The organism is Dietzia maris (genome assembly GCF_036287335.1).
GTDB classification, from domain to species: domain Bacteria; phylum Actinomycetota; class Actinomycetes; order Mycobacteriales; family Mycobacteriaceae; genus Dietzia; species Dietzia cinnamea.
In genome coordinates this window covers 877,048-899,330 of the sequence record NZ_CP143053.1, presented here as the reverse complement: position 1 = coordinate 899,330, position 22,283 = coordinate 877,048, and the positions used below count along the sequence as shown (strand labels likewise).

Here is a 22,283-nt window from a genome sequence, read left to right as displayed (position 1 = left end):
CCGATCTCTGTTGCCGGGGTGTTTCGCCGCCCGCCGGTCGCTCCGCTCATCCTCGTCTCCTCCACTGCCCGCTTCTCCTCTGTTCCTCACGTCTTCCACCGGGCCCTACCCCGCCGCCGCGAGCCAGCCGCAGATCCCGTCGACGGCCGCCGAACAGCCGCCGCAGCCCGTCCCGGCGCGAGTGCTCTCGGCCAGCGCGTCGCGGTCGCGGGCGCCGTCGGTCCACGCCGCGACGAGGTCGCCCTTGCTGACCCCGTTGCAGCGGCACACCACCGCGGCGGCGGGCATGGTCGACGGCGTCTGAGCGGCCACCGCCTCGGCGCGCCCCAGTATCACCGACACCACGTCGTCCGGCACGGGCAGGGAGTTCTCGTACAGCTGGGTGAGGATGCCGATCGGTTCGGGGTGGCCGATCAACGCGGCGCCCGCCACGCGGCCGGCCACCACGTCGACGCGGGCGTACCGGCCGCGCGCGGGTTCGCACAGGGTGGTGACCTCGACGGCCGCGTCGTCGCCACCCGCCGAGCCGTACACGTCCCCGGCGAGTTCGCCCAACGCGACCACGTCGAGCCCGTGCGCCTTGAGCCTGGTGACCCGGGTGCCGCCGGAGTACCGGGCGCCGGGGTCCGTGCCGCTCAGTCGCGCGGCCAGCACGACGGCCTGGTCCCATGCCGGGGCCACCAGGCCGCTGACGACGCCTCGGTGCTGGGCGCAGTCGCCGATCGCGCTGATCGCGGGATCGCTGGTGGTGAGCTCGTCGTCGACGATCACGCCGTGGCCCACCTCCAGCCCGGCGTCACGCGCGAGGTCCGCCAGGGGCGCGGACCCGGCGGTGAGGACGACCGTGCGGCAGCGCACCTCGCCGTCGTCGAGTCTCAACGTCGCCCCGTCCCAGCTCGTGGCGCGCGCGTCGGTCACCGTCCGCACGCCGAGCGCGGCGAGGGAGCGGACCAGGACGGCGCCGGCGCCGGCGTCGAGGCAGCCGTTCATGGGCCAGGCGCGGGGATGGACGACGACGACGTCGTGCCCGGCCGCGGCCAGTGCGCAGGCGACCTCCAGACCGATGAAGCCCGCACCGACGATCGCGACGGGCCCCGGGTGGGCCGCGAGATGAGCGGTCAGCGCTCTCTGACCCGCGGCGTCCCGGAGGGTGAACACGCCGGGCGCGAGGCCGCCGCCGGGTGAGCGGATGCCGTCGACGGGCGGGATGCGGGGCGCGGCCCCGGTGGCCAGGACGAGGTGGTCGTAGCCGACCCGCTCGCCGCCCGCGAGCTCGACCTCGCACGTGACGCGGTCGATCGCCGCGACGGGCGTCGAGGTGCGCAGGGTGATGTCGTGACGGTCCCACCACCCGGCGGGCTTGAGCCGCGCCACCGGGGTGGCGCCACCGGCAGCGCCGGAGGCCGCGGCGCGCCCGGCCGCGGCGGCGTGGGAGAGCATGATGCGGTTGTACGGCTCCTCCGCCTCGGCGCCGAGCACGGTCACCGCGAGCCTCGCCGGGTCCGGTTCGCCCGCGCGCAGTTCCTCGGCGAGGCGCGCGGCGGCCATCCCCGCGCCGACGATCACCACGCGGCGGGGTGCCCGCCGGACCGCGGCCGCGCTCACGCCGCCTCCAGCCGCACCGCGCACACCTTGAACTCGGGCATCCGGCTGTGCGGGTCGAGCTCGGGCAGGGTGAGCAGGTTGGCCCGCCCCGCGCCGGCGAAGTGGAACGGCAGGAAGAGGGTGTCGGTGCGCATGTCCTCGTCGCAGCGGACCTCGGCCTCGACCGAGCCGCGCCGCGAGACCACGCGCGCGGCGGCGCCGTCGGTCAGCCCGGCCGCGCGGGCGACGACGGGGTGGACCTGCACCCACATCCGCGGTTCGGCCGCGGCGAGTTCGCCCACGCGGCGGGTCTGTGCGCCGGACTGGTAGTGCGCGAGCAGCCGCCCGGTGGTCGCGAGCAGTGGGTACGTGGCGTCGGTCGGCTCGGCCGGTGTCCGCGGTGCGTCGATCACGAAGCGGGCGCGACCGTCGGGAGTGGCGAACCGGTCGAGGAACAGTCGCGGGGTGCCGCCCGGGGAGTCGGCGCCGCACGGCCAGTGCAGCACCTCCCCCGCGTCGAGGCGGTCCCAGTCGACGGCCGAGTAGTCGGCCTTGCCGCCGGCCGAGGCGCGGGCGAGTTCGTCGAACACCGCGCGCGGGTCGGTCGGGAAGCGTTCGGGCCCGCGGTCCAGGCGGCGGGCGAGCTCGTGCCAGATCCACAGTTCGTCACGCGCGCCGGCCGGCGGGGTGATCGACCGGCGGCGCCGCAGGACGCGGCCCTCGAGGTTGGTGAGCGTGCCCTCCTCCTCGGCCCACTGCGGCACGGGCAGCACGACGTCGGCGAGTGCCGCGGTCTCCGACAGGACGAAGTCGGCCACGACCAGCGTGTCGAGCGCGCGCAGCCGCTCGGCGACGCGGTCGGCGTCCGGCGCGGAGACCACCGGGTTGGAGGCGTGCAGGAGCATCGCGGTGGGTCCGCCGGGCTGTCCGAGCGAGTCGAGCAGTTCGAACGCCGACAGACCCGGGCCGGGAATCTGCTCGGGGTCCACGCCCCACACGGCGGCGACGTGGGCGCGGGCGTCGGGATCGGTGATCATCCTGTACCCGGGGAGCTGGTCGGCCTTCTGCCCGTGCTCGCGGCCGCCCTGCCCGTTGCCCTGGCCGGTGAGCGTGCCGTAGCCGGCGCCCGGTCGACCGGGCAGGCCCAACGCGAGGGCCAGCGCGATCACCGCTCCCACCACGGAGGTGCCGTCGGCGTGCTGTTCGGCACCGCGGGCGGTGAGGATGTAGCTGCCGGCGCCGGCGTCGCGGGCGTCGGCGAGGAGCCGCACCGCCCGCTCGAGGAGGGCGACGGAGACCCCCGTGACGCGCTCGGTGCGCTCCGGCAGCCACGCGGCGGCGTGCGCCCACGCGTCCTCGAATCCGGTGGTGCGGGCGGCGAGGTACCGCGTGTCGACGGCCCCGGTGACGACGACGAGGTGCAGCAGCCCCAGCGCGAGGGCCGCGTCCGTGCCGGGGCGCAGGCGCAGGTGCACACCGCCGGAGTCGAGGGCGCGCCGCGCGGTCGCGCTGAGCCGCGGGTCGGCCACGATGAGCCCGCCCGCCGCGGCCGCGGTGCCGAGGTGCGCCAGGAACGGCGGCATGGTGTCGGCGGGGTTGGCGCCGATGAGCAGGACGGCCCGGGCGTCATCGAGGTCGGTGACGGGGAACGGCAGCCCGCGGTCGAGGCCGAAGCTGCGGTTGGCGGCCGCGGCTGCGGAGGACATGCACCAGCGGCCGTTGTAGTCGATGAGCCGGCTGCCCAGCGCGAGCCGGGTGAACTTGCCCAGCTGGTAGGCCTTCTCGTTGGTGAGTCCGCCGCCGCCGAAGGCCGCCACGCCGTCCGGCCCGCCGGCCGCCTGCGCGCTCCGGATCCCGTCGACGACCCGGTCCAGGGCGGTGTCCCAGTCACAGGGCTGCAGCCGCCCGTCGCGCCGGATGAGCGGGGTGGTGAGCCGGTCCGGGTGTCCGAGCAGGTCGCCGGCGGTCCAGCCCTTGCGGCACAGTCCGCCGCGGTTGGTGGGGAACCACTCGGGCGTCACCTCGGCGGCGCCGCCCACGGTGGGCGTGACGTTCATCGCGCACTGCAGCGCGCAGTACGGGCAGTGGGTGTGGCCGGGTCGCTCGGGCTCCTGCATGCCCGGCCGGTCCGGCGTCACCCGGGGGGTGTCGACGCTCGTCATGGTGATCTCCTCGTCGTCGTACTCGTCGTTTCTCGTCGCGCCGCCGCCGCGGCCTGCCGGCGAGTGGTCGAACCCAACCACGTCGTCCCAGGTCGGCACACGCGCAGACCGGCACTTGTGACCACTCGCCGCGCCCCGGCGGGGGCGGGGACACAGGCGCGGCGGTCAGCGCGCGGCGGGCACCGGCTCAGCCCCACCCGGCGAGGCGCCGGCAGTGCCAACCCGCGACGACCCGGCCGCCCCGACAGGCGACGTCCCGGTGGCCACCGGCGCGGGCGCGGCGGCCGGGCGGCGCAGGTACACGGCCCGGGTGATCACGGCCGCCACCACGTAGAAGACGGTGAACACCACGAACGCCGCCGTCGCCGATCCCGATGACTGGTATGAGCTGCGCAGGGTCATGTTGATGAGGAAGCCGCCGAAGGCCCCGACGGCGCCGGCCACTCCGATCAACGCTCCCGAGTGGGCGCGCGACCACGCCGCCCGCGCCGCCTCCGGCAGGTCCAGGCCCCTGCTGCGGGCCTCGTAGACGGTGGGGATCATCTTGTAGACGGACGCGTTGCCCATCCCCGTGAGCGCGAACAGGGTGAGGAACGCCGCGAAGAACAGGACGAGCGCGCCGCCGGAGAGCCTGCCGCCGTTCGAGGCCTGCATGCTCGAGGTGACGATCAGCGCGACCGTCGTGACGGCCATGCCCAGGAACGTCACGAGCGTCACCCGCGCGCCACCGAACCGGTCGGCCAGGCGCCCGCCGAGCATCCGGGTCAGCGAACCGAGCAGCGGGCCGAGGAACGTGATCTGCGCGGCGTGGAGCGCGGCGTCCGCCGGTGACTCGCCGTTGCCGGTGAACGTCATGGTGAGCATCTGCCCGAACGCGAAGCTGAAGCCGATGAACGAGCCGAAGGTACCGATGTAGAGCAGTGACAGGACCCAGCCGTCGCGGTCGGTGGCCACGTCGCGCATGCTCGCCACGTCGACTGTCTGGTGGCCGAGATTGTCCATCTTGAGCGCCGCGCCGATCCCGGCCACGACGAGCAGGACCAGGTACACGGCGATCACCCAGTGCGGCGATCGGTTACCCGCGGCGGCGATCACCACCAACCCCACCACCTGGATGGTGGCCACACCGAGGTTGCCGCCGCCCGCGTTGAGGCCGAGGGCCCAGCCCTTCATGCGCTGCGGGAAGAAGGCGTTGATGTTGGTCATGGACGACGCGAAGTTGGCCCCGCCCAGGCCGGCGAGCGCGCCCACCACCAGGTACAGCCACAGCGGCTGACCCGGGTTGGCCATGATCCACAGCATCGCGCCGGCCGGGATGAGCAGGACGAACGCGGAGAACATGGTCCAGTTGCGCCCGCCGAACGTGGCGGTGGCCAGCGTGTACGGGATGCGCAGGAACGCGCCGGTGAGGGTGACCACCGCGGAGACGAGGAACTTGTCCGGCGCGTCCAGGCCGTAGACGTCCTCGGGCATGAACAGCACCATCACCGCGAACAGGGTCCACACCGAGAACCCCACGTGCTCGGCGAACACGGACCAGTAGAGGTTGCGTACGGCGACGCGTCTGCCGCCGGACTCCCACTGGTGCCGATCCTCCGGATCCCAGTTCTCGATCGTGCGTGAGCGCGTCATGTGCGTGGCCCCTCCCCGCCGGTGGGCTCCCCTGTCCGGTGCCCCGTGCGGGCAACCGTAGGAACGGGCTGTTTCCCCTGCGCTACTCGTGGTGACGGTCCCGTCACGGTGTACTCACGTGTGGGCGTTCGGCCTGTGAGGAGGCGTCGGCCGTGGTGGACTGAGGCATGTCCTCCCGCGTCACATCCCGCGTCACCGCCCGCCTCGTCACCGTGGTGTCCGCCGCGCTCGCCCTCATGACGGGTCCGGTGCCCGCAGCCTCTGCGCAGCAGACCGGGGCCCACCCCCTGGAGACATGGCGGGCGCCCTTTCCACCGCCCGCGCCGATCCCGGCCGACGCGCGGTACGTGGACACCCAGTCCACCACCGGCCCCGACCAGCCGGGGTTCTGGGAGCTGGGGCCAAATGCCATGCGCGTGGTCTCGCGGGCCCCGGCGGACTCTCCCACCTGGTGCGACGGTTACTGGAACCTGGCGGGTGTGCGGTGTTGGCAGGTGGCACCGGATGGATCCGCCGCCGAGCTTCGCCGGTTCTCCCTCCTCACCGACGTGTGGCACGGCTCGTCGGACCCCTGGGCCGGGGCCGCCTATCAGACCGGCTACCGCATCGCCTACGAGATGGGCTGGGACTACACCTCCGGCGGCATCTTCATCCCCACCGGATCCGGGACCACCTACTCAACGATGATGCCGCTCGGCAGGCAGTCACCGGATGCCGACGTATGGGTGGCGCCGGGGATCCTTCCCGGGAGCTGACGAGCGTGGCCGCCACGGCTGAGTAGCCTGAGGGTTCCGCTCGCCCCCGGATGAGAAGGATGCCCCACGTGCCGTTCCCCCTGGATGTACCCGAGTCCGTCCTGCGCAGGCGCCGGAGCCAGAAGTGGCAGGCGTACCCGGAGGACGTGCTGCCGCTGTTCGTCGCCGAGACCGACGTCCTGCTGGCCCCCGCGATCCGGGATCGTCTCGCCGCCGCCGTCGCCGACGGGGACACCGGGTACTTCACGGAGATCGAGCGGCTGGCCGGGGTGTGCGCGCGGTACTACTCGCGTTTCGGGTACGAGGTGCCGGAGGACACCGTGGTCCCGGTCAACGACGTGGGGGTCGGCGTCCGCGAGTCGCTATCGCGCATCCTGCCGGCCGGGAGCGGCGTCGTGTACACGCCGCCGGTGTACATGCCGTTCGGGCCGTGGATCCGGCGGGTGGGGATGTCACCGGTCGCGGTGCCGTTGATCGGTCACGGCGGCGAGGACCCGCGCCTCGACCTGACCGGCATCGAGCAGTCATTGGCGGGCGGGGCCCGGGCGGTCCTGTTGAGTCACCCCCACAACCCCACGGGCGTCCTCCACTCGCAGGCGGAGTTGGCCGAGCTCGCCCAGATCGCCGCCCGGCACGACGCCGTAGTGGTCTCGGACGAGATCTGGGCGCCCCTGGCGATGCCGGGAGTCGACTTCGTGTCGTTCCTCGCCGTATCGAAAACCGCGCGCGAGGTGGGCCTGGCGATCTCGTCGGCGTCCAAGGCGTTCAACCTCGCAGGGTTGAAGTGCGCGTTCGTCGTCAACGGCAATCCCGAGAAGTTCGCGGTGCCGCGTTCGGCTCTGTCCGGAGCAGTGGGGCACTTCGGCGCCCTCGCCGCCGAGGTTGCCCTCACCGAGTCCCTCGACTGGCTCGACGACATGCGCGCCGCTCTGTCCTCCAACCTCGACCTCATGGAGCGGTTGCTGGCCGAGCATCTGCCCCGTGCGCGGTGGCGGCGGCCTGACGCGGGGTTCGTCGCGTGGATCGATCTGCGCGGGTACCCGGGCCTCGGCGACGACCCCGCCGCCGCGTTCCTGGACGAGGGTCGGGTCGCGCTGAGCCCGGGCCCGGCGTTCGGCTCCCAGGGCAAGGGATTCGCCCGCGTGAACTTCGCCTGCTCCGAAGAGCTTCTCTCCGAGGCGTTCACCCGTATGGGGCGGGTCGCGGCCGAGCGCGGTTGAGGTCTGCCCGGGCGCGGTGTCAGCGGGTCCGCGCCCCTTCGGCGGCGGGGCCGTGGCCCCGCCGCCAGAGGAAAACTCCACCGAACGTTCAGCCCGTCACCGTGAAGGCGAACGACGTCCTGTGCTTACGTCCGTATCGGTCCGTCGCCGAGACCTGGGCGGTGTGCTCGCCCGGCTCGAGATCGGAGGGCAGCGCGATCCGCCACAGGTGCGAGCTCGACCGGCCCAGTGCGGCGTCGGCGATGAGGTTGTGGGTCCCCGAGACGGTCTCGGTGTACTCCCAGCCCACGTTGAGGGCCTCGCCGGTCGCCGGCTGGGTGTGCTCGGCGGCGACGGGCTCGCCCCCGTCGACAGACACCCGGACGCTGGCGTCCGTGGATCCGCCGAAGAAGCTGGCCGCCAGCCACGCCGCGCCCGTGCTCACGTCCGCGGTGCTGACGGAGTCGGTCGCCACGGGAGCCGGAGCCTCACCCTGCTCCCCGTCGTCCTTCCACTGCTGGTAGACCTCGGCCCACTCCCGCCACGCGGGGCTGTTGATCCCTGTCAAGAACTGGCGGTCGGCCGACTCGTTACGCACGGTGTAGTACTCGGAGCGCTCGTGTCCGTCGAACTCGATGGTCAAGACACCGGGCTCGGCGGCGTCGGACGTGTACGAGTAGGGGACGCCGTTCTCATTGAGCTCGCCGGAGTACCACGAGCCGGAGACCGCGCCGGCCACGAGCTGGTCGTGGGTCAACTCGGGGATCCCGGCATCGATCCACTCTTGCCTGGAGTCACCCGCCAACAGATGCTCCAGCGTGTGGGTGTGACCGCCCACCGTCACCGCGTTGGGATAATCGGCCAGGATCTCGTACAGCGCACTCGCGTTGTCGGTCGTGACACCGCGGTAGTCCACGATCGGCGCGTGCGCGGCCACGACGATGTTCTTCTGACGCTCCACGTGCTGCAGGTCGTTACGCAGCCAGTCGAGCTGCTCCTGCGTGAGGGCCTCGGCGTAGCCGCCGTTGGACCCGTCGGCCTTCTGACCGTTGTAGACGATGTTGAACAGACCCACGAAGTGGGTGTCGCCCACTTCGTAGGAGTAGTACGGCGCGCCGAAGTCGCGGCGATAGGTGTCGACGGAGTGGGTGGCGTCGGCCGCGTCGAAGTCCATGTCGTGGTTACCGGGGATGGCACGCACGGGACCGTTCGCGTCGGCGTAGAGGTCCTTGACGGGCTGGTTCAGGCTTAGGTCGTCGCCGACGTTGTCGCCCAGGAGCAGGATGCCGCAGCCCGCGTAGTCGTCGCGGGCCGCGAGGTCGGCGGGCACGCCGCGGCTCGCGTACCCGACCTCCTCCATGTCGTAGGTCTGGGTGTCGGAGGCGATCGGGCAGGACTGCCTCGGATCGGCGGTCGCGGCCGACTTCGCGAGCGGGAAGTTCACCGCCGCGGGTAGATCGCCGGTCGGCTTCAGCCCGCCGAAGCGCAGCTCCGGCGAGCCCTCGGGCAGGTGGTTGTAGCTGAACTGGGCGACCTTCTGCTCGTCGACTGGCACCTGCCAGCCTGCGGGCTGGGTGACGAAGGCGGTGAAGTTGTCGGTGGCCGGCAGTTCGTAGCGCCCCTGCTCGCGTTTCACGCCGCGGCGGGCAGAGGGTCTAGGTGCATGCGCGACACCCCCGCCCGCCGTGCCCTTCGAGGGGACGGCGAACGGGGGTGGACGACAGCCTGAGCCGGTGGGATGCGGGCGTCAGCCCTGGTCTGCCGCCAGCTTCCTCAGCGACTCGGTCGGAGCGAAGCGCTCGCCGTACTTCGCGGCCAGCTCCTCCGCGCGAGCGACGAAACCCTTGTAGCCCGAGGCCTCCTTGGCGCCCGGCTCCGAGTAGTTCTTGGCGTACTGGCGGGTGCCGCCGGTCCACGCCGGGAACCCGATGCCGATGATCGAGCCGATGTTGGCGTCGGCGTCGTCGGTGATCACGCCCTCGTCAACGCACTTCTGCGTCTCGAGCACCTCGGCGAAGATCATGCGGTCGATCAGGTCCTGCAGCGGCGGGGCGTTGTCGGGAGAGGTGTTGAACGCCTCCCGCAGGCCCGGCCACAGTCCGCCGCGCTTGCCGTCGGCGTACTCGTAGAATCCGGCGCCGGCGGCGCGCCCGGACCGCTGGAGCTCCTCGACCATCTTGAGGACGACGCGGTCGGAGGAGGTGGGCACGTACTCCCTGCCCGCGGCCTCCTCGGCCTCGCGGGTGGCCTGACGAATCTTGACCATGAGGTTGAGGTTCAGCTCGTCGGAGAGCTGCAGCGGCGCCGCCGGGTAGCCGGCGATCCGGCCGGCCTGCTCGATGGTGGACGGTTCGATGCCCTCGTCGAGCATGCCGATCGCCTCGTTGACGAAGGTGCCGATGACGCGGGAGGTGTAGAAGCCTCGCGAGTCGTTGACGACGATCGGGATCTTGCGGATCTGCAGCGTCAGGTCGATGGCCTTGGCCAGCGTCTCCGGCGTGGTCTTCTCCCCGCAGATGATCTCGACGAGCTGCATCTTGTCGACGGGCGAGAAGAAGTGCAGGCCGATGAAGTCCTCCGGCCGCTTGACGCCGGTGGCCAGGTCGGTGATCGGCAGGGTCGAGGTGTTGGAGCCGAGCAGCGCGTCGGGCGCGACGATGTCCTCGATCTCCTGGAAGACCTTCTTCTTGAGATCGGGCGACTCGAACACCGCCTCGATCACCAGATCGCAGCCGGCGAGCGCCTGCGGGTCTGTGGTCGGGGTGATGCGGGCCAGCAGCGCGTCGGACTTCTCCTGCGTGGTTCGGCCCCGCTCGAGGGCCTTGGCCTCGAGCTTCTCGGAGTACGCCTTCCCCTTGTCGGCGGAGGCCTGCTCGACGTCCTTGAGGACGACCTCGATGCCGGCCTTGGCGCAGACGTAGGCGATGCCGGCGCCCATCATGCCCGCGCCGAGGACGCCGACCTTGGTGAACCGGGTGCGCGGGATCTCGGAGCCGTCGGCCGCCTTCGGGCGGGCGCCGCCGGAGGAGCAGTGCTGCATGTCGAAGAAGAACGCCTGGATCATGTTCTTCGCGATGGGGCCGGTGACGAGGGAGACGAAGTAGCGCGCCTCGATCTTCTCGGCGGTGGCGAAGTCGACCTGGGAGCCCTCGACGGCGGCGGCCATGATGGCGCGCGGCGCAGGGGCGGGCGCGCCCTTGGTCTGCTTGCGCATGTTGGCGGGGAAAGACGGCAGGACGCCCGCCAGCGCGGGGTCGTCGATCGTGCCGCCGGGCAGAGTCCAGCCCTTGCGGTCCCACGGCTGGGTGGGCTCGGGGTCGGTGGCGAGCCATGCCTTGGCGGCGTCGATGAGCTTCTCGGGCTCGACGACCTCGTCGACCAGCCCGGCCTTGAGGGCCTTGTCGGGCGCGAAGGAACGGCCGGACATGAGGATGTTGGGCACGGCCTGGGCGAGGCCGAACATCCGGACGGTGCGGACGATGCCGCCACCGCCGGGCAGCAGGCCGAGGGTGACCTCGGGCAGTCCGACCTTGGCGCCGCGGGCGTCGGCCATGACGCGATGGTGGCACGCGAGCGCGAGTTCGAGGCCGCCGCCGAGGGCGGCGCCGTTGATCGCGGCCACGACGGGCACGCCGCAGGTCTCGAGGGCACGCATGCGGCCCTTGATACCCATCGACCGCTCGTAGAGCTCCTCGGCCTGCTCGGGGCCGGCCTTGATCATGGACTTGAGGTCGCCGCCGCCGAAGAAGCTCTTCTTGGCGGAGGTGAGGACGACTCCCTTGATGGAGTCCTTCTCGGCCACGATGCGGTCGACCGTGGCGGAGAAGTCGTCGATGAAGCGGGTGTTCATCGTGTTGGCGCCGTGGTCGGGGTCGTCCATGGTGAGGGTGACGATGCCGTCGCCGTCCTGCTCCCACCGGAACATGTTGTCGCTCACTGGTTCTGTACTCCTGTATCGCTGTGGTGTCGGTGGGTCAGACGCGTTCGATGATGGTGGCCACGCCCATGCCGCCACCCACGCAGAGCGTGATGAGGGCGCGCTTGCCGCCGGTGCGCTCGAGTTCGTCGAGCACCGTGCCGGTGATCATGGCCCCGGTGGCGCCCAGCGGGTGGCCCATGGCGATGGCGCCGCCGTTGACGTTGAGCTTCTCGTCCGGGATGTCCATGTCCTTCTGGAAGCGCAGCACGACCGAGGCGAAGGCCTCGTTGAGCTCCCACAGGTCGATGTCGTCGGGGGTCAGGCCGGCGGTGGCGAGCGCCTTCTTGGCCGCCGGCGTGGGTCCGGTGAGCATGATGGTGGTGTCGGCCCCCGAGGTCGCGGCGGCGACGACCCGGGCGCGCGGGGTCATCCCCATCTCCTGCCCGGCCTTCTCGGAGCCCACCACGACGAGGGCGGCGCCGTCGACGATGCCGGACGAGTTGCCGCCGTGGTGGACGTGGTTGATCTCCTCGACCCAGTGGTACTTCTGCAGCGCGACGGAGTCGAACCCGCCCATGTCGCCGACCATGGCGAAGGAGGGCTTGAGCCCGGCGAGCGCCTCGACGGTGGTGCCGGGTCGCATGTGTTCGTCGTGGTCGAGGATGGTGATGCCGTTGATGTCCTTGACGGGCACGACCGACCTGGCGAACCGGCCCTCCTCCCAGGCCCGGGCGGCGAGTCGCTGCGAGCGCTCGGCGTAGCGGTCCACGTCCTCGCGGGTGAAGCCCTCGAGGGTGGCGATGAGGTCGGCGCCGATGCCCTGGGGCGAGAAGTAGGTGTCGTAGTTGGTGGCGGGGTCCATCGCCCAGGCGCCACCGTCGGTGCCCATGGGGACGCGGGACATGGACTCCACCCCACCGGCGAAGACGACCTCGTCCCATCCGGAGCGGATCTTCTGGGCGGCCATGTTGATGGACGTCAGCCCGGAGGCACAGAAGCGGTTGATCTGCACGCCGGCGACCGTGTCGGGCATGCCGGCGGCCAGGGCCGCGATGCGGGGCAGGTCCATCCCCTGGTCACCGAGGGGGGTGACGATGCCGAGGATGATGTCCGAGATGCGGTTCTCGTCGAGATCGGGGAACCGACGGCGCGTCTCCTCGATGAGGCCGACCACCAGGTCGATCGGCTTGACCCCGTGTAGGGCACCGCCGGGCTTGCCCTTACCTCGCGGTGTCCGGATGGCGTCGTAGATGAATGCCTCGGTCATGGGTGGGCCACGCTCTTTCTCTGGGCGAACAGGTTCGTGTTCCGTCAGGCTACGTGGTGCGGCCGCGCTTCGCGGAGTGTGGTCCGTTTCCGTCGACCGGCGCGTCGACTGCGCGGCCGGTGGCACAGTGGACCGCGTGACTGCGAATGACATCGTCTCCCCTGTCCTGGCCGAGCTCGCCGAGGTGTGCGGGGTCGCCACGAGTTATGACGACGCGCAGGGCGTGCACCGGGAGATCCCCGCCCGCACTGTGCGCGCGGTGCTCGCCGCGATGGGCGTACCGGTTGCTGTCGACGACGACGACGAGCTCGGCGTTTCGGAACACGAGGCCCTGGCGGCCGTTCGCGTGCGCCCCTGGCGGCGTGTTCTGCCGCCGTCTCTGGTGGCACGTCAGGGCACCGCCATAGGGTGCCCGGTCCATGTCCCGCACGGCGCGAAGGTGACCGTGTCGGTCCTGCTCGAGGACACGGATGTCCCGGTGACCCTGCTCCCCCGCGATGAGCCACGGGCAGCCCGTGAGGTCGACGGCGTCACAGTCGAACGGGTGACGCTCCAGGTGCCGGCCGCGCTGCCCGCGGGATGGCATCGCGTCTCCGCCGTGGTGGAGGTTCCGGACCGCGAACCCGAGTCGAGTGAGTGCACCCTGCTCGTCTACCCGCCGACGATCCCGGTCCCCCGCGGCCTGAAAGAGCGCAGGGCCGTCGGCCTGGCCGCGCAGATTTATCAGGTGCGTTCGCGGCAGTCGTGGGGCGTCGGGGATCTCGCCGACCTCGGCGACCTCTGCGGCTGGGCCGGCCGGGAGACGGGCGCGGATTTCGTGTTGGTCAATCCGATGCATGCCGGCGAGCCGTACCCGCCGGTCGGTCCGTCGCCGTACCTGCCGACGACCCGCCGTTTCGCCTCTCCCCTGTACCTACGTCCGGAGCTGGTGCCCGAGTACGCGGAGCTACCCGCCGCTGATCGCGCGCGGGTCGATGCGCTCGCGCGGGAGGCAGCGGAATCCAATGAGAAGGACACCATCGACCGGGACGCGTCGTGGTCCGCGAAGTTGGAGGCACTGCGCCTCCTCTTCGCCGTTCCGCTCTCGCCGCGACGCTCTGAGTCGTTCGACCGGTTCGCCGTCGAACAGCCGGGGCTGAGGGGGTTCGCCACGTGGTGCGCACTGGCCGGCGAGCACGGGCCTGACTGGAGCGAGTGGCCGGAGGAGCTGAGGGATCCGGACTCGGAGTCCGTCGCGCGCTTTGCCACCGAGCACGCGGAGGAGGTCCGTTTCCATGAGTGGTTGCAGTGGCAGGTCTCGCAGCAGCGGGGGCTTGCGCAGAGCGAGGCGGTCGGAGCCGGTATGCGGCTGGGCGTCCTCCACGATCTGGCGGTCGGCGTCCATCCGACCGGGGCGGATGCGTGGTCTCTGAACCGGTCGCTCGCCCGCAGCGTCTCGGTGGGCGCGCCGCCGGATGCGTACAACCAGCTGGGTCAGGACTGGTCGCAGCCGCCGCTGCGACCGGATGCTCTGGCGGAGGAGGGTTACGCGCCATTCCGCGACATCGTTCGCGCCGCGCTCCGGGATTCCGGTGGGGTGCGTATCGATCACATCCTCGGGCTCTTCCGCCTGTGGTGGATTCCTGAGGGCGCTCCGCCCACCGAGGGGACGTATGTCCGGTATGACCACGAGGCCATGCTCGGTGTCCTCGCGTTGGAGGCCACGCGGGCCGGCGCCGTGGTGGTCGGTGAAGACCTGGGCACGGTGGCTCCGGGGGTGCGGGAGACGTTGTCCGATCTCGGGGTGTTGGGTACGTCGGTGATGTGGTTCGAGAAGCGTGACGACGAGCCGGTTCCGCCGGAGGAGTATCGCCGCCTGTGTATGGCGTCGGTGACGACGCATGATCTTCCCCCGACGGCGGGGTATGTCGATCTCGTCCACGTGGATGTTCGTGAAGAGCTCGGCCAGCTCACCGGCGACGTCGAGGAGGAGCGTCGGTCCGCGGCGGCCGAGATCGAGGCGTTCCGTAAGGAGGTCCGCGATCGGGATCTTCTCGAGGGCGATTCCCCGGATGATCTGGTGGTGGCACTTCACCGATTCGTGGCGGCTGCGCCGTCGTTGCTCGTGGCGGTGTCGGTGTCGGATCTGGTGGGCGATCGCCGCCCGGTGAACATGCCGGGTACGTCGGATGAGTATCCGAATTGGCGGGTGCCGTTGACGGACGCCGATGGCCGTTTGGTCAGCCTCGAGGGGCTCGTGGATTCGGCGTTGGCGCGTCGCGTGATGTCTGTGGTGGTGGGCCGCTGAAATGGCTGGAACCCCCGAACCGTTGGTTCGGGGGTTCCAGCGTTGTGAAGTTGTGTTCGGCGGTGTCCTACTCTCCCACACCCTCGCGAGTGCAGTACCATCGGCGCTGGCAGGCTTAGCTTCCGGGTTCGGAATGGGACCGGGCGTTTCCCTGCCGCTATGGCCGCCGTAACTCTGTGAAACAAGGCCCACACACGCTTTTGGTGTGGGTGTGTTGTTTCAGATACTGCACAGTGGACGCGGGTCGATCTCGTAAAAAGGTGTTTGTGTGTAAGTCCTCGGCCGATTAGTACCGGTCACCTGCACGCATTGCTGCGCTTCCAGTTCCGGCCTATCAACCCCATGGTCTGTGGGGGGCCTTAACCACGCGAAGGTGGTGAGAAACCTCATCTTGGAACAGGCTTCCCGCTTAGATGCTTTCAGCGGTTATCCCTTCCGAACGTAGCTAACCAGCGATGCTCCTGGTGGAACAACTGGCACACCAGAGGTTCGTCCGTCCCGGTCCTCTCGTACTAGGGACAGCCTTCCGCAAGTTTCTTACGCGCGCGGCGGATAGAGACCGAACTGTCTCACGACGTTCTAAACCCAGCTCGCGTGCCGCTTTAATGGGCGAACAGCCCAACCCTTGGGACCTACTCCAGCCCCAGGATGCGACGAGCCGACATCGAGGTGCCAAACCATCCCGTCGATATGGACTCTTGGGGAAGATCAGCCTGTTATCCCCGGGGTACCTTTTATCCGTTGAGCGACACCGCTTCCACATGCCGGTGCCGGATCACTAGTCCCGACTTTCGTCCCTGCTCGACGTGTCAGTCTCACAGTCAAGCTCCCTTGTGCACTTGCACTCAACACCTGATTGCCATCCAGGCTGAGGGAACCTTTGGGCGCCTCCGTTACTCTTTGGGAGGCAACCGCCCCAGTTAAACTACCCACCAGGCACTGTCCCTAACCCAGATCATGGGCCGAGGTTAGACGTCCAATACGATCAGAGTGGTATTTCAACAACGACTCCACACACACTGGCGTGCATGCTTCACAGTCTCCCACCTATCCTACACAAACCGAATCGAACGCCAATACCAAGCTATAGTAAAGGTCCCGGGGTCTTTTCGTCCTGCCGCGCGTAACGAGCATCTTTACTCGTAATGCAATTTCGCCGAGTCTGTGGTCGAGACAGCAGAGAAGTCGTTACGCCATTCGTGCAGGTCGGAACTTACCCGACAAGGAATTTCGCTACCTTAGGATGGTTATAGTTACCACCGCCGTTTACTGGGGCTTAAATTCTCAGCTTCGCCTTGCGGCTAACCGGTCCTCTTAACCTTCCAGCACCGGGCAGGCGTCAGTCCGTATACATCGACTTACGTCTTCGCACGGACCTGTGTTTTTAGTAAACAGTCGCTTCTCTCTGGTCTCTGCGACCACCCCCAGCTCCCACCGCAAAGGGTGTTCACCGGGCGTGGTCCCCCTTCTCCCGAAGTTACGGGGGCATTTTGCCGAGTTCCTTAACCACAGTTCTCTCGATCGCCTTGGTATTCTCTACCTGACCACCTGTGTTGGTTTGGGGTACGGGCCGTGTATGAACTCACTAGAGGCTTTTCTCGGCAGCATAGGATCACTGAATTCCCCACAACGGGTACGCATCAAGTCTCAGCCTTAATGTGACACGGATTTGCCTGTTGTCACGGCCTACACTCTTACACCAGTACAACCACTGACTGGCCCAGCTACCTTCCTGCGTCACCCCATCGCTTGGCTACTACCAGATCAGGTCCCGCGCATCCCCACCACGTACACCGAAGTGTCTCTAGGTGGTTCTGGGCGGTTAGTATCACTGATTCACCATGGGCGCGCATACACGGGTACGGGAATATCAACCCGTTGTCCATCGACTACGCCTGTCGGCCTCGCCTTAGGTCCCGACTCACCCTGGGCAGATTAGCTTGACCCAGGAACCCTTGGTCATCCGGCGGACGAGTTTCTCACTCGTCATTCGCTACTCATGCCTGCATTCTCACTCGTGTGGCCTCCACACCTGGATCACTCCGGCGCTTCTATGGCCACACGACGCTCCCCTACCCACCCACACACCTGCCCGGAGGAGGATATACGTGTGAGTGCCGCGGCTTCGGCGGTGTACTTGAGCCCCGCTACATTGTCGGCGCAGGACCACTTGACCAGTGAGCTATTACGCACTCTTTCAAGGGTGGCTGCTTCTAAGCCAACCTCCTGGCTGTCTCAGCGATCCCACATCCTTTTCCACTTAGTACACGCTTAGGGGCCTTAGCCGGCGATCTGGGCTGTTTCCCTCTCGACTATGAAGCTTATCCCCCACAGTCTCACTGCCGCACTCTCACACCTCGGCATTCGGAGTTTGGCTGACGTCAGTAACCTTGTAGGGCCCATCGGCCATCCAGTAGCTCTACCTCCGAGGTGAAACATGCGACGCTGCACCTAAATGCATTTCGGGGAGAACCAGCTATCACGGAGTTTGATTGGCCTTTCACCCCTACCCACAACTCATCCCCTCAGTTTTCAACCTAAGTGGGTTCGCGCCTCCACGACGTCTTACCGTCGCTTCACACTGGCCATGGGTAGATCACTCCGCTTCGGGTCTAGAGCATGCCACTAACAACGCCCTATTCGGACTCGCTTTCGCTACGGCTTCCCCACACGGGTTAACCTCGCGACATACCACTAACTCGCAGGCTCATTCTTCAAAAGGCACGCCATCAGCCCAAAAGGCCTCTGACGGATTGTAAGCACACGGTTTCAGGTACTATTTCACTCCCCTCCCGGGGTACTTTTCACCATTCCCTCACGGTACTAATCCGCTATCGGTCACCAAGGAGTATTCAGGCTTACCGGGTGGTCCCGGCAGATTCACAGCAGATTTCACGGGCCCGCTGCTACTTGGGTACACAAATCGCCCCGCCGCACAGTTTTCAGGTACGGGACTCTCACCCTCTCCGGTCGACCCTTCCAAGTCGTTCCCCTAACCCACGGTCAATCGGCGCCCGGTCCGGCAGAACCAAGGACATCGCGCCCCACAACACCACACACGCAACCCCTGCCGGGTATCACACGCATGCGGTTTAGCCTCCTCCGCGTTCGCTCGCCGCTACTGACGGAATCACTATTGTTTTCTCTTCCTGCGGGTACTGAGATGTTTCACTTCCCCGCGTTCCCTCCACACACCCTATGTATTCAGATGCGGGTAACACGCCATCACGCGTGCTGGGTTCCCCCATTCGGACACCCTCGGATCACAGCTCGTTTGGCAGCTCCCCGAGGCTTATCGCAGCCTACTACGTCCTTCATCGGCTCTTGGTGCCAAGGCATCCACCGTGTGCTCTTACACACTTACATTCACAAACAATTAAAGATGCTCGCGTCCACTGTGCAGTTCTCAAACAACACACACCAACCCCACCCACACCCTAAGGTCCATAGACCGCATCAGGTGTATCGGGAATCAGTGCCACCAGAAACAACCCAACCCCTCTCAGGGTCAGACGGTGTTGTTTCAGACACCCAACAGTGTGTTTCGTCCCGGACCACACTCACGCCGGCACGCAGATCCTGAGTCTGCATACCCTGCGGTCACCGCGGGTCCTTAAGCGATAGTGTTCCACCCAATTGAGCGTCCGGCCGGCCCACGAACGGGACCGCTACCGGCACTAGACTCTGACCACACCAACAGTGTGGTGAGTGCTCCTTAGAAAGGAGGTGATCCAGCCGCACCTTCCGGTACGGCTACCTTGTTACGACTTCGTCCCAATCGCCGATCCCACCTTCGACGGCTCCCTCCCGCAAGGGGTTAGGCCACCGGCTTCGGGTGTTACCGACTTTCATGACGTGACGGGCGGTGTGTACAAGGCCCGGGAACGTATTCACCGCAGCGTTGCTGATCTGCGATTACTAGCGACTCCGACTTCATGGGGTCGAGTTGCAGACCCCAATCCGAACTGAGACCAGCTTTAAGGGATTCGCTCCACCTCACGGTATCGCAGCCCTCTGTACTAGCCATTGTAGCATGTGTGAAGCCCTAGACATAAGGGGCATGATGATTTGACGTCATCCCCACCTTCCTCCGAGTTGACCCCGGCAGTCTCTCACGAGTCCCCACCATAACGTGCTGGCAACATGAGACAGGGGTTGCGCTCGTTGCGGGACTTAACCCAACATCTCACGACACGAGCTGACGACAACCATGCACCACCTGTATACAAGCCACAAGGGAAACGACATCTCTGCCGTCGTCCTGTATATGTCAAGCCTAGGTAAGGTTCTTCGCGTTGCATCGAATTAATCCACATGCTCCGCCGCTTGTGCGGGCCCCCGTCAATTCCTTTGAGTTTTAGCCTTGCGGCCGTACTCCCCAGGCGGGGCGCTTAATGCGTTAGCTACGGCACGGAATCCGTGGAAGGACCCCACACCTAGCGCCCACCGTTTACGGCATGGACTACCAGGGTATCTAATCCTGTTCGCTACCCATGCTTTCGCTCCTCAGCGTCAGTTACTACCCAGAGACCCGCCTTCGCCACCGGTGTTCCTCCTGATATCTGCGCATTTCACCGCTACACCAGGAATTCCAGTCTCCCCTGTAGTACTCAAGTCTGCCCGTATCGCCCGCAAGCTCGGAGTTAAGCTCCGAGTTTTCACGGACGACGCGACAAACCGCCTACGAGCTCTTTACGCCCAGTAATTCCGGACAACGCTCGCACCCTACGTATTACCGCGGCTGCTGGCACGTAGTTGGCCGGTGCTTCTTCTGCAGGTACCGTCACTTGCGCTTCGTCCCTACTGAAAGGGGTTTACAATCCGAAGACCGTCATCCCCCACGCGGCGTCGCTGCATCAGGCTTTCGCCCATTGTGCAATATTCCCCACTGCTGCCTCCCGTAGGAGTCTGGGCCGTGTCTCAGTCCCAGTGTGGCCGATCACCCTCTCAGGCCGGCTACCCGTCGTCGCCTTGGTAGGCCATTACCCCACCAACAAGCTGATAGGCCGCGGGCTCATCCTGCACCGAAAAACTTTCCAACCACCACCATGCGGCAGAAGCTGAATATCCGGTATTAGACCCAGTTTCCCAGGCTTATCCCGAAGTGCAGGGCAGATTACCCACGTGTTACTCACCCGTTCGCCACTCGTGTACCCCGAAGGGCCTTACCGTTCGACTTGCATGTGTTAAGCACGCCGCCAGCGTTCGTCCTGAGCCAGGATCAAACTCTCCATAAAAGCTTCTCAGCACTACGAAAAGCACAATCCAAGCAACAGAACAACCAAAACTGGCTGTTCCAAAAAACGCGACCCCCACGACAGGGATGTGAAAGGGTCGCAACCAAACAAAAAATTTGGCACTATCACAAACAAAACACACTGTTGAGTTCTCAAACAACACCCACACACCATCCGCACACCCGACCAGACGGCCGAACAGCATCCGGGGTGATCGCCGCCCCTTTCGAGGCAACTCCTCCAGAGTAAGTCACTCGCCCACCCCAGTCAAACCGGGTGAACCACTTCCCACTCTGGCCCGCCCCCAACTCGCCGAGCCGGTTCTTCTCGTTCCGGCCCCGCTCCCTGGCGGCTCCGATAAAGTTACACGGGCCTGTCTGCAAAGCCAAATCCGGTGCCTTTTCCCTGGTCAGGCGCTCATGGCTGTCAACCGGTGTCGGCTTGTTCCAGCGAGACGACGTCGAAGTGTCGCCGGCGAGGATCCCCGGCTGTCGTTGTGGCCTCTTCCCGGTAGTGGCTCGAGTTCGAACCTTCTCAACGGACTTCATTCGTTCGCCGTCCTTCCCCGGGTCGGCACTGCGCAGGAAGCGCCCTAACCCCGGTGATTCACGGGGATCTGCGGATCGCTGGGTGAAAATAGACCGAAGTGCTTCCTGAACAGGGGAAACTGGGACTTGTCTAGAGCTCCAGGTTCTCAAGCAGAAAGCACTCGGTAGGTGAAGCGTACTTCGTGGTCGTCTGGTCTGTCGTTCTCCGTCGAGGATGTCGGGGTGATTGCTCATGCCGGGGTCATCGCGCCACGTCTTCTGGCTGATCGCGTCGGCCTGACCGCCGAGCTGTCGGGGGCCATGGCGCAGCGCCGATCCATCCCGATCCATGACCGTGGACGGGTGTTGACCGATGTCGCGGTGATGCTCACCGGTGGCGGCACGTCCATTGCCGATATCCGCGTCCTGCGCCACCAATCCACGGTCCTGGGTCCGGTCGCCTCCTCTCCGACGGTGTGGCGCACGCTGGATGAGGTCACCGCTGGTAAACGCAAGAAGATCCAGGTCGCGCGTGCCCGCACGCGGCGGCACGTTTGGTCCCAGCTGCCTGGCGGGGTGCCGGCCTCTAAGTGCGCGGGCCGGGATCTGGGGGACACGGTCGTGCTTGATGTGGATGCCACCATCGTGGTCACCCACAGCGAGAAAGAACAGAGCGCGCCAACCTATAAGCGCACCTTCGGCTACCACCCGATCGGCGTGTGGTGCGACAACACAGAAGAGTTCCTCGCTGCGAGCTTGCGCCCGGGCAACGCGGGGTCGAACACCGCGGCCGACCACATCGACGTCCTCGGGCAAGCCATCGCCCAGATTCCCGCCGCCCATCGGCGTGATCTGCTGATCCGATCCGACGGCGCCGGCGCCTCCCATGACCTGTTGGAGTGGATCTCCGAGCAGAATCGGATCCGTGGTCGGCGGGTGGAGTACTCGGTCGGCTTTTCGATCACCGCCGGAATCCGCCGGGCCATCGCGATCGCCCCCGACACCGCGTGGGGGCCAGCGGTGAATCAAGGCGGCGACCTGAGGCCGGGCGCGGAGATCGCCGAGCTGACTGGACTGCTGCCGCCCAGGATGCTCGCCAAGTGGCCCGACGGGATGCGGGTCATCGTCCGCCGTGAGCGGCCCCACCCCGGCGCCCAGTTGTCGATGTTCGAGGAACTCGACGGGTGGCGCTACCAGGCGTTCGTCACCAACACCGCCACCGGTCAACTGCAGTTCCTCGAGGCCAGGCATCGGGCGCATGCCCGGGTGGAGGACCGGATCCGCCACGCCAAAGACACCGGCCTGGGCCGTCTGCCCTCGCGAGAGTTCGCTCTCAACCAGGCATGGCTGGTGGCGGTGATGATCGCCGCCGACCTCGTCGCCTGGACCCGGATGCTGGCCTGCACCGGCGCCGCCGCCATCCTCGCAGCGTGCGAGCCCAAAGCGATGCGCTACCGCTTCCTCCACGTCGCCGCCCTACTGACCCGCAGCAGCCGACGTAGACGGGTCAAAATCCCCGAAACCTGGCCCTGGGCCACCGCCATCGAAGCGGTGTTCCACAAGATCGCCGCGATCCCCAAACCGGCCTGACCCCGCCTGCCCACCCTTGAGAGCACCACCCGGAGACCCGCCCACCGGCAGCGCCAGCCGGCGCCCAAACACGTCTACACGACCCGCCGGGCACAACATCCGTAGAGAACCGACTCCATCACGC

10 protein-coding genes and 3 rRNA genes are annotated in these 22,283 nt (G+C 67.3%); 4 read left to right on the top strand and 9 right to left on the bottom strand.

The genetic code is table 11. The annotated features are described in order from the left end of the window. Positions 1–105: 105 nt before the first annotated feature. The 3 genes from VYL96_RS04075 to VYL96_RS04065 all read right to left on the bottom strand — a co-directional run bounded on the left by VYL96_RS04075 (position 106) and on the right by VYL96_RS04065 (position 5,378). Positions 106–1,605 carry an FAD-dependent oxidoreductase gene (locus tag VYL96_RS04075; RefSeq protein ID WP_131885771.1) on the bottom strand — a complete coding sequence of 500 codons (1,500 nt, stop codon included), beginning with the start codon at positions 1,603–1,605 and terminating at the stop codon, positions 106–108. Further along, a complete protein-coding gene (locus tag VYL96_RS04070; RefSeq protein WP_456237602.1) occupies positions 1,602–3,845 on the bottom strand; it encodes a molybdopterin oxidoreductase family protein in 2,244 nt (747 codons plus the stop codon). Before VYL96_RS04070 ends, VYL96_RS04075 begins: the two co-directional genes overlap by 4 nt. 66 nt (positions 3,846–3,911) lie before the next feature. Next, on the bottom strand, positions 3,912–5,378 hold the full coding sequence (locus tag VYL96_RS04065) for an MFS transporter (protein WP_131885770.1): 1,467 nt from the start codon (positions 5,376–5,378) through the stop codon (positions 3,912–3,914). Positions 5,379–5,545: 167 nt separating this feature from the next. On the opposite strand from VYL96_RS04065, the gene VYL96_RS04060 reads away from it, so the two are divergent. Both VYL96_RS04060 and VYL96_RS04055 read left to right on the top strand, forming a co-directional pair. After that, entirely contained in the window at positions 5,546–6,133 is a 588-nt protein-coding gene (locus VYL96_RS04060) for a hypothetical protein (protein WP_131885769.1), read from the top strand. Positions 6,134–6,192: 59 nt separating this feature from the next. Further along, a complete protein-coding gene (locus VYL96_RS04055; RefSeq protein WP_243699694.1) occupies positions 6,193–7,353 on the top strand; it encodes a MalY/PatB family protein in 1,161 nt (386 codons plus the stop codon). A gap of 88 nt (positions 7,354–7,441) precedes the next feature. Here the strand turns inward: VYL96_RS04055 and VYL96_RS04050 are convergent, their stop codons facing one another. From VYL96_RS04050 to VYL96_RS04040, 3 genes are all read right to left on the bottom strand, one after another. After that, positions 7,442–8,968 (bottom strand): calcineurin-like phosphoesterase C-terminal domain-containing protein, encoded by a 1,527-nt coding sequence (locus VYL96_RS04050; RefSeq protein WP_243699693.1) that lies wholly within the window; start codon positions 8,966–8,968, stop codon positions 7,442–7,444. Between the two features lie 111 nt (positions 8,969–9,079). After that, positions 9,080–11,269, bottom strand: a complete 2,190-nt coding sequence (locus tag VYL96_RS04045) for a 3-hydroxyacyl-CoA dehydrogenase NAD-binding domain-containing protein (RefSeq protein WP_061229317.1) — start codon at positions 11,267–11,269, stop codon at positions 9,080–9,082. 37 nt (positions 11,270–11,306) lie between these two features. Continuing rightward, positions 11,307–12,518, bottom strand: a complete 1,212-nt coding sequence (locus tag VYL96_RS04040; protein ID WP_131885767.1) for an acetyl-CoA C-acetyltransferase — start codon at positions 12,516–12,518, stop codon at positions 11,307–11,309. A 136-nt stretch (positions 12,519–12,654) separates the two neighbouring features. Between VYL96_RS04040 and malQ the strand changes: the two genes are divergently transcribed. Next, the gene (gene malQ / locus VYL96_RS04035) at positions 12,655–14,805 is read left to right on the top strand and encodes a 4-alpha-glucanotransferase (protein WP_243699692.1); all 2,151 of its coding nucleotides are present in this window, start codon (positions 12,655–12,657) and stop codon (positions 14,803–14,805) included. 54 nt (positions 14,806–14,859) lie between these two features. Here the strand turns inward: malQ and rrf are convergent. From rrf to VYL96_RS04020, 3 genes are all read right to left on the bottom strand, one after another. Next, a 5S ribosomal RNA gene (rrf, locus tag VYL96_RS04030) occupies positions 14,860–14,976 on the bottom strand. A gap of 95 nt (positions 14,977–15,071) precedes the next feature. Further along, a 23S ribosomal RNA gene (locus VYL96_RS04025) occupies positions 15,072–18,171 on the bottom strand. Between the two features lie 353 nt (positions 18,172–18,524). Next, positions 18,525–20,042 (bottom strand): 16S ribosomal RNA (locus VYL96_RS04020). The 16S, 23S and 5S rRNA genes sit together here, the layout of an rRNA operon. Before the next feature lie 716 nt (positions 20,043–20,758). Here VYL96_RS04020 and VYL96_RS04015 point away from each other — a divergent pair. Beyond that, positions 20,759–22,159 carry an IS1380 family transposase gene (locus VYL96_RS04015; RefSeq protein WP_329439075.1) on the top strand — a complete coding sequence of 467 codons (1,401 nt, stop codon included), beginning with the start codon at positions 20,759–20,761 and terminating at the stop codon, positions 22,157–22,159. Positions 22,160–22,283: the final 124 nt, after the last annotated feature.

Excerpts from the sequence above, each read along its gene's own strand:
- VYL96_RS04065 (WP_131885770.1), bottom strand. The coding sequence starts at position 5,378 with ATGACGCGCTCACGCACGATCGAGAACTGGGATCCGGAGGATCGGCAC.
- VYL96_RS04060 (WP_131885769.1), top strand. The coding sequence starts at position 5,546 with ATGTCCTCCCGCGTCACATCCCGCGTCACCGCCCGCCTCGTCACCGTG.
- VYL96_RS04055 (WP_243699694.1), top strand. The coding sequence starts at position 6,193 with ATGCCCCACGTGCCGTTCCCCCTGGATGTACCCGAGTCCGTCCTGCGC.
- VYL96_RS04040 (WP_131885767.1), bottom strand. The coding sequence starts at position 12,518 with ATGACCGAGGCATTCATCTACGACGCCATCCGGACACCGCGAGGTAAG.